This is a genomic window from Candidatus Litorirhabdus singularis, from assembly GCF_026262625.1.
In the GTDB taxonomy this organism is placed as follows: Bacteria; Pseudomonadota; Gammaproteobacteria; order Pseudomonadales; family Halieaceae; genus Litorirhabdus; species Litorirhabdus singularis.
Genome location: NZ_SHNN01000004.1, coordinates 272550 through 288037, shown reverse-complemented (window position 1 = coordinate 288037; position 15488 = coordinate 272550). Strand labels below are relative to the sequence as shown.

General features: G+C 55.8%; 13 protein-coding genes. 3 read left to right on the top strand and 10 right to left on the bottom strand.

All coding sequences use genetic code 11. The features are described 5' to 3' along the window. Positions 1-30: 30 nt before the first annotated feature. Together EYC98_RS18560 and EYC98_RS18555 are read right to left on the bottom strand one after the other, a co-directional pair. Complete coding sequence (locus EYC98_RS18560; RefSeq protein ID WP_279246890.1) at positions 31-654, bottom strand: glutathione S-transferase family protein; 624 nt, start codon at positions 652-654, stop codon at positions 31-33. A 77-nt stretch (positions 655-731) separates the two neighbouring features. Beyond that, positions 732-2060, bottom strand: a complete 1329-nt coding sequence (locus tag EYC98_RS18555) for a pyridoxamine 5'-phosphate oxidase family protein (protein ID WP_279246889.1) — start codon at positions 2058-2060, stop codon at positions 732-734. Positions 2061-2189: 129 nt separating this feature from the next. Between EYC98_RS18555 and EYC98_RS18550 the strand changes: the two genes are divergently transcribed. Both EYC98_RS18550 and EYC98_RS18545 read left to right on the top strand, forming a co-directional pair. Next, positions 2190-3098, top strand: coding sequence for a LysR family transcriptional regulator (locus EYC98_RS18550; RefSeq protein ID WP_279246888.1), 909 nt, complete (start codon positions 2190-2192; stop codon positions 3096-3098). Positions 3099-3245: 147 nt separating this feature from the next. Beyond that, positions 3246-3788: an NUDIX hydrolase gene (locus tag EYC98_RS18545; RefSeq protein WP_279246887.1), complete on the top strand. Its 543-nt coding sequence runs from the start codon at positions 3246-3248 to the stop codon at positions 3786-3788. A gap of 17 nt (positions 3789-3805) precedes the next feature. On the opposite strand, the gene EYC98_RS18540 is transcribed toward EYC98_RS18545, so the two are convergent. The 3 genes from EYC98_RS18540 to EYC98_RS18530 all read right to left on the bottom strand — a co-directional run bounded on the left by EYC98_RS18540 (position 3806) and on the right by EYC98_RS18530 (position 5792). Beyond that, positions 3806-4507: an HNH endonuclease gene (locus EYC98_RS18540; protein WP_279246886.1), complete on the bottom strand. Its 702-nt coding sequence runs from the start codon at positions 4505-4507 to the stop codon at positions 3806-3808. A 135-nt stretch (positions 4508-4642) separates the two neighbouring features. Continuing rightward, positions 4643-5230: a peptide-methionine (S)-S-oxide reductase MsrA gene (msrA, locus tag EYC98_RS18535; RefSeq protein ID WP_279246885.1), complete on the bottom strand. Its 588-nt coding sequence runs from the start codon at positions 5228-5230 to the stop codon at positions 4643-4645. 139 nt (positions 5231-5369) lie between these two features. Continuing rightward, positions 5370-5792 (bottom strand): hypothetical protein, encoded by a 423-nt coding sequence (locus EYC98_RS18530; RefSeq protein ID WP_279246884.1) that lies wholly within the window; start codon positions 5790-5792, stop codon positions 5370-5372. A gap of 139 nt (positions 5793-5931) precedes the next feature. On the opposite strand from EYC98_RS18530, the gene EYC98_RS18525 reads away from it, so the two are divergent. Next, on the top strand, positions 5932-6345 hold the full coding sequence (locus tag EYC98_RS18525; RefSeq protein WP_279246883.1) for a hypothetical protein: 414 nt from the start codon (positions 5932-5934) through the stop codon (positions 6343-6345). Between the two features lie 107 nt (positions 6346-6452). Here the strand turns inward: EYC98_RS18525 and EYC98_RS18520 are convergent, their stop codons facing one another. The 5 genes from EYC98_RS18520 to EYC98_RS18500 form a co-directional block, all read right to left on the bottom strand. Beyond that, on the bottom strand, positions 6453-8693 hold the full coding sequence (locus tag EYC98_RS18520; RefSeq protein ID WP_279246882.1) for an archaeosortase/exosortase family protein: 2241 nt from the start codon (positions 8691-8693) through the stop codon (positions 6453-6455). Between the two features lie 40 nt (positions 8694-8733). Beyond that, on the bottom strand, positions 8734-8904 hold the full coding sequence (locus tag EYC98_RS18515; protein WP_279246881.1) for a hypothetical protein: 171 nt from the start codon (positions 8902-8904) through the stop codon (positions 8734-8736). A gap of 378 nt (positions 8905-9282) precedes the next feature. Continuing rightward, a complete protein-coding gene (locus EYC98_RS18510) occupies positions 9283-11106 on the bottom strand; it encodes an outer membrane protein assembly factor BamB family protein (RefSeq protein WP_279246880.1) in 1824 nt (607 codons plus the stop codon). Continuing rightward, positions 11099-12904, bottom strand: a complete 1806-nt coding sequence (locus EYC98_RS18505; RefSeq protein WP_279246879.1) for a DUF3604 domain-containing protein — start codon at positions 12902-12904, stop codon at positions 11099-11101. The genes EYC98_RS18510 and EYC98_RS18505 overlap by 8 nt, the downstream gene beginning before the upstream one ends. Before the next feature lie 112 nt (positions 12905-13016). Further along, a complete protein-coding gene (locus EYC98_RS18500) occupies positions 13017-15449 on the bottom strand; it encodes a TonB-dependent receptor (protein WP_279246878.1) in 2433 nt (810 codons plus the stop codon). Positions 15450-15488 lie beyond the last annotated feature (39 nt).

Below are 15488 nucleotides of genomic sequence, written 5' to 3'. Positions count from 1 at the left end.
GCGCACCTTAACGCCCGCAGAGGCAAGCCTTTAAGCAGCCAGCCCTACCGCAGTGGCCTGCATGGGTACAAACCCGGGCAACGCTGCGATGCGCGCCAGCCACGCCCGCACGTTGGGGTAGTTTGCCAGCGACACATCGCCTTCGGGGGCATGGGCGATATAGGCGTAGTTGGCCACGTCGGCAAGGGTCGGATGACTACCCACCAGCCACTCGCGCTCAATCAGGTGAGACTCCAGTACCTCCAGCAGGTTGTGCGCTACTGTCATGGCCCGCTGATGGTCAAGGGCAGCACCAAAGACATTGACCAGTCGGGCTGACGCCGGCCCCGAGGCTACCTGCCCCGCCGCTATCGACAGAAAGCGCTGCACTTGCGCGGCCGCCAGCGGCTCGGTGGGCAACCAGGTATGGCTGGTATCGTAGCGCTCGGCCAGATACACCAGAATCGCGTTAGAGTCGGCAATAACAGTATCGCCGTCTTCCAACACGGGCACTTGGCCCAGAGCGTTTTTGGCCAGAAACTCGGCCTGTTTGTGTTCACCGGCGGCCAGGTCCACGTCGACCAGGGTGGCATCAATGCCCAACAGCGACAGCAGCAGCTGCGCGCGGTGAGAGTGGCCGGATAATGCGTGTCTGTGAAGTTTGATGGTAGTCATGATGGTTCTCCTTGGGTGACCCGCACGGTTGCACGGGTTTGTTAGTCAGTTATTAAAGGTTTGTTAAACGTTGTTCATCAGGCAAACAGTTCCAGGCGCACACGCTCGCGCGCTATGCCCAGCGCCTTTGCCGCGGCGGTTACCGCGCTAATCAGGCTGTGTGGTCCGCACACGTAAATCACGGTGTCGTCTGCGGCGGCAACCAACAGGGCCGCAACGTCCATCCGCTGCCCATCGTCGCTGCTGTATACGGTCAACCGATCAGCCAGTTGGCGCTGCAGACGATCACGAAATGGCATCGCCAAACGGCTGCGACCTGCGTAGTGCAGATGAAACTTGGAATCACGTGCCGCCAGTGCCTGGGCCATAGCTTTGATGGGAGTTATGCCAATACCGCCGGCAATCAGCAGCGCCGGACGTTTGTCCTCGTGTAATCCAAAGTGATTAGCGGGCAGGTCGACGCGCAAACGCGTGCCAATGCTATAGCTGTCGTGCACGGCGGCAGAGCCCCCGCTGCCCGCCTCTTCACGCAGCACGGCAATCTCGTAGATGTCAGTGCGCTGCGGGTTAGAGGCAATGGAGTAATGGCGGTCTACCACTGCGCCAGACGGCAGGCGCACGGGAACGCGCAGGTGCGAACCCGCTTCCACCGGCGGCAACTCGCCGCCTTTGGGGTCACGCAGCTCAAACGCTCTCACCTTGGGTGCCAGTTGGCGTACGCCACTGACGATAAGCTCTAAGGGGCCCTCGCCCAGCACCTCTGATGTTGGTGGCGGGTTGGGTTGAGTCGCGGCCGGTTGCCGCTCTACCGAGCCTGCCAGCAGGTCTTGCAGGTGCTGGTTCTCTGCGCGCAGCTCGGTGAGTTCGTGTTCAACCTCGGCCTGGGTAAATCGAGGAGTAATGTGTTGCGGGCAATTCCAGTCAAAGGCTTCTACCTCAATCACAAAGCCACGCTCTATTTGAGCGGGGTAGTCGGCATCTTCCAGCCGCGCCAGCAGCTCTGGCTCGTCCAGCCCAATGGTGCGTACCCGGCCCAGCAGTTTCAGGCGCGTGCGATTGGGGTAGTCCATAAAGAACAGCGCCACGCGGTTGTTGGTGCTGAAGTTGCCGGTGCTCACGTACTGGCGGTTACCGGCAAAGTCTGCGAAGCCGATGGTGCGCTCGTCCAGGACCTTCATAAATCCTGCGGGCCCACCGCGGTGCTGCAAGTAAGGCCAGCCGCTTTCGCTCACACTGGACATGTAAAAGCTGTCGCGGGCAGCAATAAACATTGCCTCACGGCCACTCAGTTGGTGGTTGTAGTCATCGCCGCCATCCATGCGGGCATAACCGCCGCGGCTGCCCTGTTGTGTCTGGATGGCCCGAACGACAGGGGTAAATGCGATCTCGGCGAATTTGTGAGCCATGGTCAATCTTCCTTTGCTGGGCGGGGCAGTAGCGCCCTTTGCGTTGCGATGTAGCTACTTTCTCAAATTCCTATTGGAAGAAGAATCCTCTATTATGTAAATTCATTGTTGCGTTAAGTGGAATAATTAATGGATCGCTTTCACCAGCTGCAGGTGTACGTGGCAGTCGCCGAGCAGGAGGGCTTTGCCGCGGCAGCCCGGCGCCTGCAACTCTCACCCCCGGCTGTCACCCGCGCGGTGGCGGCGCTGGAAGACACGCTCGGCGTGAAACTACTCGATCGCACCACCCGCCATGTGCGCGTCACCGAAGCCGGCCGGCGCTACCTTGATGACGCCCGGCAAATTCTGGCAGGGCTGGAAGCCGCCGACGATGCTGCGGCCGGCATTAACGCCGAGCCGCGTGGCCACCTTGCAGTGACAGCGCCCGTCATGTTCGGCCGGTTGTTTGTAATGCCGGGTATCGTGGATTACCTGGAGCAGTACCCGGGTATGGAAGTAGAGGCTGTATTTCTTGATCGCTCGGTGAATCTGCTGGAAGAAGGGCTGGATGTCGGCGTGCGTATTGGCGAACTCCCCGACTCCTCCATGCGCGCGCTGCGGGTAGGCTCGGTCCACCATGTACTGGTGGCGACGCCCGCTTATCTTGCACGCCATGGCACACCGCAAGTGCCACAGGACCTGCGTCAACACAGCTTGATCGCTTCGGCAGCTGGTGGCTTTGGCAGCGGCTGGCGCTTCTCAGGCGCAGACAGCGACCACCCGTTAAAAACCGACGCACGATTAACCGTCACCTCCAACGATGCCGCTATCAGCGCAGCGCTGGCTGGTTTTGGTATCGCCCGACAGCTGTCTTACCAGGTGACCGCCGAGATCGAGGCCGGGGCGCTGCAGATACTCTTGCCGCAATACCAACCGGCCGACTATCCGGTGCATATTGTGCACCGGGAAAGTCGCCATGCCTCAGCCCGGGTCAGGGCCTTTATCGACTTGCTGGCACAACGGTTGCGGGGTGAGCCCTGCTTGCATGACTCGGGCTAGTCTGGCCCTTGATTGCGGTTTTATGCGGCGCCGCACGCAACCAAACCGGTGTTTGTCGCGTACTTATAGCAGATCCTGACTATGCCAACGTCGCGCAGTGGCGGTCATAGCCAGGCACCGTGCAACATCCCAAGGAGATAGTTTTTTATGCAAGATTGGCAACGCCTGCAGTCCACAGTACTCAATGAAACACGCATTTTCAGACTGCTGGAGGTACTCGACCAGTCACCGCATACCACCAAAGACCACACGTTTTGCGTCATAGACAGTCTGCACTGGGTGAATCTCATCCCCGTCACCAGCCAGGGTGAAATCGTCATGGTTAAGCAGTATCGCCACGGCAGCCAGCGGGTAACGCTGGAGATTCCCGGCGGCATGGTAGATGCGGGCGAACTGCCTGCAGACGCAGCCAAGCGTGAGTGCCTTGAGGAGACGGGCCATATTGTTGATAAGGTCGCTTCGATGGGAGTACTGAACCCTAACCCCGCCGTATTCAATAACGAACTGCATACCTTTGTCGGCCATGTTGTTGGCACGGAGGCCAAAGTCCATGTAAGCGAGACAGAAAATACAACAGTCGAGTTGGTCGATATCGCTCTGCTTAAAGGCTACATGCTCGATGGGACGATTGATCATGCGCTAGTGTGCGCGACATTGTGGCGGTTTCTGGATCAGTGGGAAGCAGGCTAATCCACTTTAGCCAGCGCTTAGCGCCTGAATACTGTGCGGCGGTGAAAGCTTAAATAGTCCTGATGCTCATCACCCAAACTCACGCGCATTGCGCTGTCGATACCCAGCACCTGAAAATCTTCCAACTGTTCCGATATACAAATATCACCTGAAGACTGGAAGCTAATGTACCCAAGATCAAATACCTTACTAAGGTTGGGCACAAGCAGTAATCCATTGCAGGGGTCTAGCCTCTCCGGATGACTGGCACTCACCCAGGGCTTAATGTGCGAAGCCACCAGGAACCGGGTGTCAGCGTAACCCGTAACCGCACAGCCACCCCAGTGCGCTATAAGCTGCTTACGAAACTTACCCTGCCCCACACGGGTATTGATGAGAGTCGTTTTCTCGGTATTAGTTAGCCGGGCATCCGCTACGATATCGCTCAGGTCTTGTTCTAAAGCGCTTTGGGTAATTTCAGCAAGATAATCGGCATAGTTATGAAGGGCTGCATTGTACAGTCCCTTACCAACGGTATTGCGAGCGTCGTATATCTCAAGCCGACGCAGCTTCTCGCAGGTATGACGAAAGTCACTGACGCTATCAATTTCATGCAGCGATTGCTTAACCAAGTCGGCAGCAGCGGCCCAACTGGATAGACCACCCGCAATGGCTACCGAATGGCTCTTGGCTGTCTTGGGTGACATGCCAATTGCGACAAGCCATTGTTCAAAGTTCATAGGGTAGCGTCTCTAATCTTGTCCGTACTGCCATCATCAAGCATACGTAACACTACCGTCTCCCGGGTCACATGCTTACGCGAAAAATCCGTTTGGTGCCGCGGCCAATGCCAGCTCCAAAAGCAGCTGTCACCCTTAATGGTGGCCTGCACCGCTATCGTCGCCCCAAATCGCCTCAAGGCGTTGGTCGCGACCACAGCTCCAGCGATAGTAGTTGTAACGCACAGGGTTCCTTGCCGCGTAGTTCTGGTGAAATTTCTCCACTGGCCAGAAGGCGCCGGCAGCGCGAATCTCGGTATAAACCTGTTGGCCTTTAAAGCGTTCGGCCACTTTACTCAGAGACTTATCAGCCAAAGCTTTCTCGGTGGCATTGGCGGGAAAAATGGCGCTGCGATAGCTAAAGCCTTTATCGCAAAACTGGCCTCTGTTATCAAACGGGTCGATGTTGACCCAGAAAATATCCAACAGCTGCTGGTAGCTCACCAAGGCTGGGTCGTAGGTGACCTCAATGGCCTCAAAGTGGCCGTCGTGTTTACCGCTGTAGGTGGGGTTTTTCATGGTTCCGCCGGTAAACCCTGAGACCACATTCACAATGCCTTCACGCCCCTCAAAGTCAGACTCCATGCACCAGAAACAGCCGCCGGCAAAATGCGCGATCGCGGTCTCAGCCGCCGCAGGCAGGCTACCCGCAAGTAGCAGGATGGATAAGATGAAATGGCGCATGGTTCACGAGCTCCCGGAAGGTTGAGCAACAGTAGACCACCAATATCGTTAAAAGGTCCACGCTCCAAAAAATGACATGTTCAAGGGTTCAGACATCAAGATACGAGGATAACGCCAAAATCGCCGCCACCAGATAGCATCAAACCCACATAGCAATGAGGTTGCCAAAATCCAGCACCAGCGAGATGGCAATCAATACACTCGCCCACGCCAACCAGGCCATATACGCCCAGTCGGCCAGACCGTTCGCTGCGCGTGACAGTAAAAGCGGTTTGGCGGAGCGCCACACGCCCCACAGCATCGCTGGCCAGAACAGAATATGCACGTAGGTACCAATCACCATTCTGCTCGCTTCAGGGAATAACAGTTTCCCTGTAACCAGACCCAGCACGTTCAGTAGCAAGGCAGCCAGAATCCAGCGGGCGCCCACTCGTGAGTACACGAATACAATACTGGCCAGGAACGAAAACCCCATCAGTTTCATCCATACCTGAACACCCTGCGGGTAAGCGGCAGTTTCCGCCTGCAGCGCTGTTACGGCTTCTCTAACAAGGTCCAGCATGAGCACGCTCTCTTTGCTTTTGTTTCAGTGAATTGAACAGCATACGCCCATTTCAGGTAGACCACTGCGCCCGGACAAACCCGACCAAAGCCTACGCTTTATGTACTATTATGACCACAAAACAATAAGGAGAAACGGTATGACCGAATTCGAGTTAGCGCAACTGGAGTACATGGTGTACGCCCGCGAACAGGGCTTGATTGGACTCATGCAAACGCAGGCCGGGCTGGTCGCCAACGATCTCGCATTATGGACCGGGGTATTGTTTGGTTACTTACTGGTTGCTTACTTCGTGGGAAGCCAGCTGACCAAGGTACAGGCCGCCATTCTCAATGCCCTCTACCTCGCCGTATCGGGCGCGTCAGTTTTCAGCCTGCTCACGGGCGGCCTGACTATTGTTGGCTTTGCCAACCAGTACGCCATGGTCTCGGGCAATGAGAAAATAGCGACAGTAAGCCCGGAGTACACGTTCTTCGGCATCGCGCTCAACATCGCCTGCATTGTTGCATCACTTTATTTCATGTGGAGCGTGCGCCATCCCAAGGCAGAGTGACACTGCCCACCGGAGGCACAATAACCGAGGTCGATGCATTCAGGTCACCGGGCTACTTCCAGGTTAAAGGAGTCTGCCCCCTTAATTCCCAGACCAACGGTGGCGGGTTATAGCCTCTGCAAGATACGCGAGTAGGAGCCCGCGAGTTCATGAATCGGCGGCGAGTCGCCGTCAATCATCATTGAGATCAGGCCGGTACTTTCCTCCCGTCCCAGAAGCCGGTTCCAGCCCGATGCCAGTCGGTACAGTAATTTGGAGTCGGTTACCCTGCCGCCTATATGGTAGGCATAATACATATGCTTTTCCGCATCGCTTTTAGCCATATTCCATTGCGTGTGTATCAATGGGTAGCAGCGCTGCTCAGCACAGGCCTCGTGCTTTTCCACCCGGGTCTCTCGCCAGGCGCCGGCAGCCTTGGTCGGTCGGGGCGTTTGCAGACTTTCGTTGCCTGGTAAAGCCAGCACTACCGTGGCCTGGAAGGCCCCCGCGCGCTGCAGTTGCAAGGTCCCGGTTTTGCGTGCCGCATCGACCACCCAATCATCCTCAATTGGCAGTTGATACTCCGCGCCAGATGTCGTGTTGCCTCCGCTGAAAAGCTGCAGGAGTGTCATCAGCCCGATGGTCATAGCAACTGCCGCCGGTGAGTAGCGCGCCAAACTGGAAGGCTCGACAGGCCTCGTCGGGGTGACTTTTTCAGTGGGTGCTTCCAGCGATAATCGCGAGAGCACCAAAAAAATACCTCCTAACATAAAGATGAGAGCCAGTAGCTGGTATTCCTGGTGAGCGCCTAAATCCATTTGGGTGCCGCTAATCCAGTCTACCCAGACTATTGCGTTGACCCGCAACCCATTGGCAACTATGCCCAGCAATCCGCCCAGCATGGTCAGGCCGACAACTTTAAAAAGATTGCGATACAACAATGACCCCAGGCTGTAGCTCAGGAACATTGCCAGCAGGACAAAGCTGAGGCCAGAGCAGGCATCTAGGACCACGTAATTATTGTCACCCACGTTAATTCTGAAGCCATCCAATACGTAGGGTAAATCTACCAACTGGCAGAAGAAAACAATCATATCCAACGTCAGCACGCGCAGCGGAAACTCAAGCACATCGCCCGATGGAATCATGAACAGCAGTACCAGAAACACCGGCAGAAATCGCAGCCACAGTCCCCGCCCCAGCACCGCCAGGAAAATACCCTGCAGGAGTATAACCAGCGCAATATGTTGTAGCAGGTCGATTTGCACCAGCGCGGCGGTCGACCACAGCAGCAACGCAGCTGCGGTCAGCAACAAACCGGCAGCGTCTGGCTGCGGAGTCTGTCGCAGGAGCTCCTCGCGATAGTGCCAGCCCATGGCGTATACGAAAAATGGCACCACCAGCCAAGCGTACTGGTAGCTCTCTGTGGACGCCCAGATAGAGGTCAGGTTAACAACAGTTGGCCACATGGCCAGACCAGAAAAGGCCAGGATCAGTCCTAATAAGGTAAGTGCTCGCACCCAGGTGGGCCCCAGGGTGATAGCCGCAACTGCGGCGAGCTCATCCGGTTCACGCTCATAGGCAGTCATCTTTGCGCGATAGAGGAATGGCTGCAGCATTGTCTGCACCAGGGTGCGCTCGCTGCGCCGATGAAAATATTCCAGCCCGAAGTGATCAACCCGCGTGGTTTCGGGGTCAGAGTAAGTGCCAAACATCCGGTCCCAGCAGCTGAATATGGCGCCATAATTACTGTCTGCCAAAGCCGGTGTGCTGCCGTGGTGAATCGCGTGAACAGAGGGCGTTACCAGTACCCTGCGCAGCCGCCTGTCTACCCTATCGGGCAAACGAACATTAGCGTGGGTAAACAACGCACTCATGCCCGCAATAATCATGTACAGCATCAGGCCGGCTGGCGGCAGGCCAAGCGCCAGCACCAGCATGGCTGCCAACGGCAGCGTGAGCAGCGCCTCAAAGGGATGGTGGCGTTCCGCTGTAGTCACGTCGACAAACGTATCGCTGTGGTGAACCAGATGCACTCGCCAGAGCAGCGGCACCTCGTGGAAAACTCTGTGCTCCCAATAACGCCAAAAATCCAACAGCAGAAATACCAGCAGAATTTCGACTATCAGCGGCAGATTCCAGCCCGACTCCCCAGCCTGTTGCTGTGCTTGCGCGATATCAAGTGGACCCGCCGCAAATATCAGCGTTCCGCCCATACTAACCACGAGCATAAGGCTCAGGTTCACGATCCAGCGCTCCCTGCCCCTAACGGGCTCACGCTGGCTTCTCCTCAATGTCTCCAGGATGAGTAATAGCAATGCGCTGCCAAAAAATATCAGCGCATGAATGCCAGCAAATGAGAGGTTCATCTAGCGAACGCTCTTGCTAGCAAGCGACGGAGAAAAAATACTACCTTTGCTGTTTTTGCTTCACCATGCGGATGCCGACAGCCAATGAGACAGCAGCGATCATCATTATCCCGCCCGTAGCGAGGGTCGATTCCGTTCCAAGCTGCAGCACCAAAGGCGTACCCAGTGGCTGGCTGGCCAGCACGCTATTAGCAAATAACAGAGTAGCCATAGCCGTGATTATTCTTTTGCTCAACATCATCTTGCTCCATAAAGGTCCATAGACAGGCCGTATAGCCTTAGATGCAAATATCAAGCCACTAGTGTTTTTTCCATAGGTATCAATGAGATACAAAATAAAGGATGCGTGGTTTCCAAGGGATTGTAAGAATTATTGACGTTTTGGAGCACTCGTGAGGCCGCCCCTCTATTTACCAGAACAGTTCTGGCACATTCAGCCTCTGAGGAAATGGACATCCAGCTGATGGCTATCAGGCGGCCGTACCGTATTCTTTAAACGCACTAATCCTTATAGCCCGATAATGCCAGGCCAAGGCCAGGTGCGCTCCCAGCCTGAATACACCCCCGACGGCCGCCGCAGGTCCGAGCATCAGGGCGCCAACTCAAACGCCAACAGCACATTACCCGGCATGTGAAAGTAGATACCGTAGCCAGAGTTAACGAACAGCATATTGCCATCCAGTACCGGCCCACTTCCGCCACCGATGGAACCGCCATTGGCTTCAACACCGTTGACGGTGGTATAGGTCTGGGCCGTGTCGTAGTCCCAGAGGACTTTACCGTTCTTCTTGTCATAGGCGCGCAGGTGACCATCCATTGATCCCGAGATTACACCGCCGCTCATCGCGGTAGCCGGTGCCGACAAGCCCGGTTGGCAGAACTCCCGCCCCTCACAGATATCTTGTGCTGGCGTAAACCAATGTACAGTGCCAGTACTGATATCAACGGCAGACATCCCCGGTCGCGCAACGCCAGGCCAGCGCGGCCCGCCGTCAAAGTCAGACATCGGCACATACAATGTATCGCCGTCCACAGCCATGCCAAAATGCACGCCGCCCTGAATACCGCCACGGCCCATTTTCTGTTGCCACAAAATCTTGCCGCCGTTATCCGGGTCCAGTGCATACACGTCACCGGACTTCTGTCCTGCCAGCACTATGTCTTTACCGGTGCTGGTTTGAGCCAGAATAGTCGCGGCACCAAAATCATAATCAGGTCCATTTTCAGGCGGGCAATTTACTTTTTCCTCGGTCTCGCAGCCCATGTTCCAGGCATCACCCGCGGTCATTTGTTGTACCCAGGCAATAGAGCCGTCCTTCATGCTCAGGGCAATAATGGCATCGCTGGTGCCATTGGCAGGCGAGGAATAGTTTTCGCCGGTACCCACATAGATCAGCTGGCGCTTCAGGTCCAGCACCGGCGTATTCCAGATCGGTGAACCGGACGGTGCTATGCGCGGCGTACCGATAGAATTTTTACCGACTTCTTGCGGCGGCACGTCAATGGTATAGCCGGTCCAGTGACGCGCACCGGTTTTGGCCTCGTAGACCGCTACCCCACCGCGAAAGGTGCAGCAGGCATATTCAGGGTCAGCCGCCGCGGTCACTTCTAACGCGCTAAGGGGAACGTAGAGCCGCCCCTCGTGCAAAGCCGGAGCCGCAGTCAGCGTCAGGCTGGGGTGATCGTCGGGTCGGTCACGCCAAACCAGTTCACCCGTGGCAGCCCTTACCGCGTATACATTGCCAACGATGTCACCAAAAAACAGCAGCATGTCACTGCCGGGTTTCTGGTCACCTAAGACAATGGCGGTTCTAACTTCGGCCACAGTTTCAAAGCGCCAGCGCAGACAACCGCTACTGCGATCCAGTGCAAAGACTGAGCCGTCCTGGGCGCCTACGAATAGTGTATTGCCCACCACCAGTGGCTGAGACCTGGCACGTACTGCATCCGGGTAAGCAAATGCCCATTTCAGTTTCATGCCTGGCATGTCAGCCAAGTTTAGCGATGTGTGCAGCTTGCCCTGAAAACGCTGATTGCGCAGGTCGGTGCCCCAGCCGGCCAGCGGGGTATTACCAGCAGCAGAAAAAGCAGCGTCGGCGCCGGAACAGGCTTGTGGCAAGGGCACTTCGCCTCCGCCGTTGAGCGGTTGGCCGGTCAGGTGTTCGGCAATCAGCTGTCGCTCTGATGCTTTAAGGCCGCGTGCCTGCTCCATCATAATGCCTTCGGTCATAGCGCGGTAAATCGAGCTGGGCGACATTATTTGCAGCAAACTGAGCTGCGGTGCTTTGGATACGGATCCACCATGGCACTGCTCACAGTGCTGCTGATACAACTGAGCACCGGGGTCGATAGCGGCAAAGGAGAATAGTGGCAAGGCGCACAGGCTGGCAGACAATAGAATTCGTTTAATCATGAGGGCGGTACCAAACAGGTGATGAATAGGCTCTATCTTGAACGGTTACGGGTGCTTCTTTAGCCGCCGCTACCTTGAAATATTTCTGGTCATGCATAGTCCAGCGCAAGCGTGGAATTTCAATAACCCGGGCATAGTAAAACGCACTGGCGCGCTTATCAAAATCCGGGTCCTGCCATTCGGCCTTTAATTCTGCAGCGCCAAAGGCATTGGAATAGTCCTGCGGCTCTTTACTGGTAGCGGCGGGTAACTCTTGGGCTTGTGCCACTTCATAAATCCGCTCGTGCGGCTTGCCAGATTTATCCAGCCAGCCCTTAATCACCTGCAGGCGTGCCAAATTCGGGCCGTCGGGGTCTTTCAGGGCATAGAGTAAAAACTTCGGGGCCTGGCCGCGTGGCCCTGGGCCCAATTCGCCGCCCATGGGCACGCCGCGCTCATACGCCAGCTCAGTAAACTCCGGTGAATTCAGCTCACCGCCCTGGTACTGCCAGCCGGCAAAAAATCGCAACAGTATTCGCGAACCGGTGGTGGCATAAATCTCTTTGCGCTCCAGCGCATCGAAGATCGCTTCACGGGTGTTTTCATGAGCCCACACAGCAGCCAGGCCAGACGCTCCCAGCTCCCAATCGGCATTTTTCATGCCGGCCATATGACTGCCACTGGTGCGCACGCCTGGCTCAGAGTTGGCGAACTTACCGAAGAAGTTATCTTCTGCTGCGGTCACCAAACCGGTGTGTGAATCCGTGGAGCCAATCATGCCAAATTGATAGGGATTAACACCCAGCGTCTTCTCCAGAGACAGGCCACGCTTCAGCGCCGAGCGCGCATAAGAGCCAGGCAGGTTCTCTGGCCCTGTCGTCGCTGTATTCATAATGTTGTAGCGGTCCCAGCGTTCAAAGTCGGCGAACTCATCTTCCGGTGAGAGTATAGGATGGGTTTCGCTGTCGCCCTTAACCTGAGTGACTTCAGCGACCGGCTCCCAGCGCATGCGCTTGATGGCGTAGTCTTTATCCAGCGGAGCACCTGACAAGGTCTGGGTATCCCACATAATGCCATTGCTCAGATTGCCGTTGTGAGGAATAGCCATCACTCGTCCGCCGGTGGCTTGCTCATACCGCTCTAACGCCGACCACAGTTGCTCGGGGTCATCGCCAGAGAAAGATGAGAACGGCATAACGGTTGAAGTGACATCGGCCGCATCACGGTAAATCACACAGCGGTGTAAGTTGTTACCTTCATTGGCCGCCGTCCATTCATAGGCGGAAAACGTGGTGAACTGACCCGGCTTGTAAAAGTCGTCGGCGGTACTGGTCAGGTCCTTCCATATCTGCCATTCCAGTGAATCAGGCACATCATCGCGCACCGGGTCAGGGTCAGACAGCGAGGCAACAAACGCCTGCAGAAATTCATCGCCAGACAGAGCACCCCAGCGCCGACCTAACGGCGAATCCATGAGCAGCGGGTTCTTTTCAGCAAAGGCGTTGAGAATACCTAGAAATTCAGCGTGATCCGTTACCGCCAAAAAATCCAGCGGGCGCCGCAAACGCACCGGTAAACCGGAGCTGCTGGTTACCTGCTCACCACTGGCAAACCGATAGGCATCCGCCGCCGTCAGCGAAACGTTACCCATGGCATTAGCGTCGGCAGAAGCGCGCGAGTGCAGGTGCAGGTCACCAAACAACGCCTGGCGCGGCAAGGGTGGTCCAACGCCTGGCGAATAGTCATCAGCCCATACTGGACTGCCTGCCAGCAGGGCCAGGCTGACCACCCCACCCAATGTCCAATGCTGTAAACCCATAAGCGACTTCTCCGCTGGCAGCCTATTTATTTTTCTACGGACAAAAAAAGGGGCCGACAAAAGTCGGCCCAATAATTACACCCAATGTAATAAGTTGTGGATCATGCCACTATCAAAAGTCGATATTGACGCCCAACTCCATGCCGTAGTACTCAGGCGGTGCATAGGCAGACATGATCCAAAAGTTACCGACTGACAGTGAACCTGTGCGATAGCGCTCATCGGTAAAGTTCTTGGCAAAGCCGCGAACCCACCATTTATCACTGGAATGCTTGAAGGTAACGCCGGCGTCCCAGACGGTTCTGGAATTCAATGTGGTGTCATAACTTTCGTCCACATCGGAATAACCAGCAACAGACTCGTCTTCATAGGAAACACGCAAGTTGAAGTCGACATCGCCCATGTCCAGATCCCAGGTATAGATCGCATCCAATGCGCCCATCCATTCGGGAGTACGGGTAGGTGGCTTGCCACTCAGATCGATATCGTCAATGCCGTCGAAGTCGGTGTCAGCACGAAACTCGTTGAACTCCGCATCCTGCCACATCGCGTTACCGCGCAGCACCAGACTATCAGTAATCGCCCAGGAGCCTTCCAGTTCAATACCCATCACCTCAAGCTCTGCAGCGTTGAAGAACAATGTCTCCTGCCCGGTGGGGAAAGTGGCATTGAAGGTTCTCTGGGCATCTTTGTATTCCACGTAGAAACCGGTTACCTGTATGTTGGCAGCGCCGCCGGCGAGTATAGACTTCACACCCACTTCAAACGAATCAGCAATTTCAGGGTCTGTCGGACGTGCCGCTACCGCTGGAATCGGGTTCAGGACGGTACCGGTCTGGTCATTGTAGCCGCCACTTTTGAAACCGCGGGAATAACCGGCCCAACCGAACAGGTCTTCGCTGAAGTCATAAGCAAACTGCAAGCGGTAGGTCGGTTCCTGCCAGTCTTCTTTATCGGTGACAACACCGTCGGGGAAGCGCTCAAAATCTGCGCCCGCCAGCGGGGTGCCCAACTCTTCCCAGGTGAAGTTAGGATCAAAGCCACCGTCAGGCAGTGCCTGAATGGGGACCCGCGGCCGTCCAGTCCATTCCTTTTCCTCATCGGTGTAGCGGAAACCAGCACTGATGTGGAAGTTATCAGAGATGTCGTAGGTACCGTCAATGTAGACCGCCAGCGCCTCTGCTTCCTGCTTGTTACAAAGAATCAGTGGGTTTGCGCTCAGGAAGGCGGGCTCGCCGTCGAGCAACAGGTCAACAAAGCCGACCACCTGAACCACACAGAAGTCGATGTCTTCTTTCTGGTAGTAGAGACCAGTCACAAAGTTGAACGGACCGTCAAGATCGGAAGCGAGTCGAATTTCTTGCTGAAATGTCTCTCGCTCGTCGTCACGGGTCGCATCAAACAGTGTTTGGAAAACTTCGCCACTGTAAGTGTTGGGAAGATGGGATTCCTGATTGCGCTGTCCAGTCACCGAGTACAAGGTGTAGTCGCCGATGGTCCAGTCCATATTCAGGTAGAAACCCTCAATATCAATCTGGTGCCCCTTTGACATTTCGAATAGGAAATCGTCGTTGTTAGTAATCCCCGCATCCTTCAGCGGATCGCCCCCTGCAGAGGTGAAGCCCCAAGCGTCGAACAGGTAGCCTGGACCAGACTCATTCACTACGGGCGGTGTGTCGCCCTGATCTTTGATGTACTCGTACTGCAGCAGGGCATTGAAGTCTTCTGTCGGTGACCACAGCAGCTTGAGGCGCATGGACTGCACGTCGTCACCACCGAGGTCTCCACCATCACCCTGACCAGTCTGTCCGTCGATCGCGCCACCCGGAGCAGCAAGGCCTGGTGCGATGGTCAAAGGACCATAGGATGCATTGTTCTCATAATAGCCATCGCTCTCCAGCCACTGGCCAGCAAAGCGAAACGACAGTGTGTCTTCAATAAGCGGTACGTTCAGAGCGCCGGTGATTTTTTGGGTGCCGAAATCTCCAAACTCATAACGCAGCTCAGCATTGCGCACTTCATGGTCGGGGCGTTTGGTTTTAATATTGATGGTGCCGCCGGTGGTGTTCTTACCAAACAGTGTGCCCTGGGGGCCACGCAGAACTTCAATCTGTTCGATATCGAACATCTCCAGGTTCTGGGTCTGCACATGGTTAACCACAAAGTCATCAATGATGACGCCTACTGGCGACTCCTTGTAGACAATGATGGTGGTCTCAGACACACCGCGCATGGCAAAGGATGCCGACTTGAACGCCGACACCGTACCGGCCGACAGGCTGGGTACCATCACAGCAATGTCGTTCAGGTCACGCGGCGAAAATGCTTCGATATCGCTAGCGGTCAATGCCGTTACGGCCACCGCGGTTTTCATGATATCGGTATCGCCACGTCGGGTAGCAGTAACCGTTACTTCTTCCAGTACCGGCCCCTGGGCCAGCGAAAATTGAGGCGTCAAGGCCAGTGCCGGGGCCATGCCTATCAGCAGGCCGGCTCTAAAACGTTGCCAGTTCAGGTATTGCGGGGTGCGCGGGATTGTTTTCATTATAATGGACTCCTGTTGATCCAATTTTTTTTAGGTGTT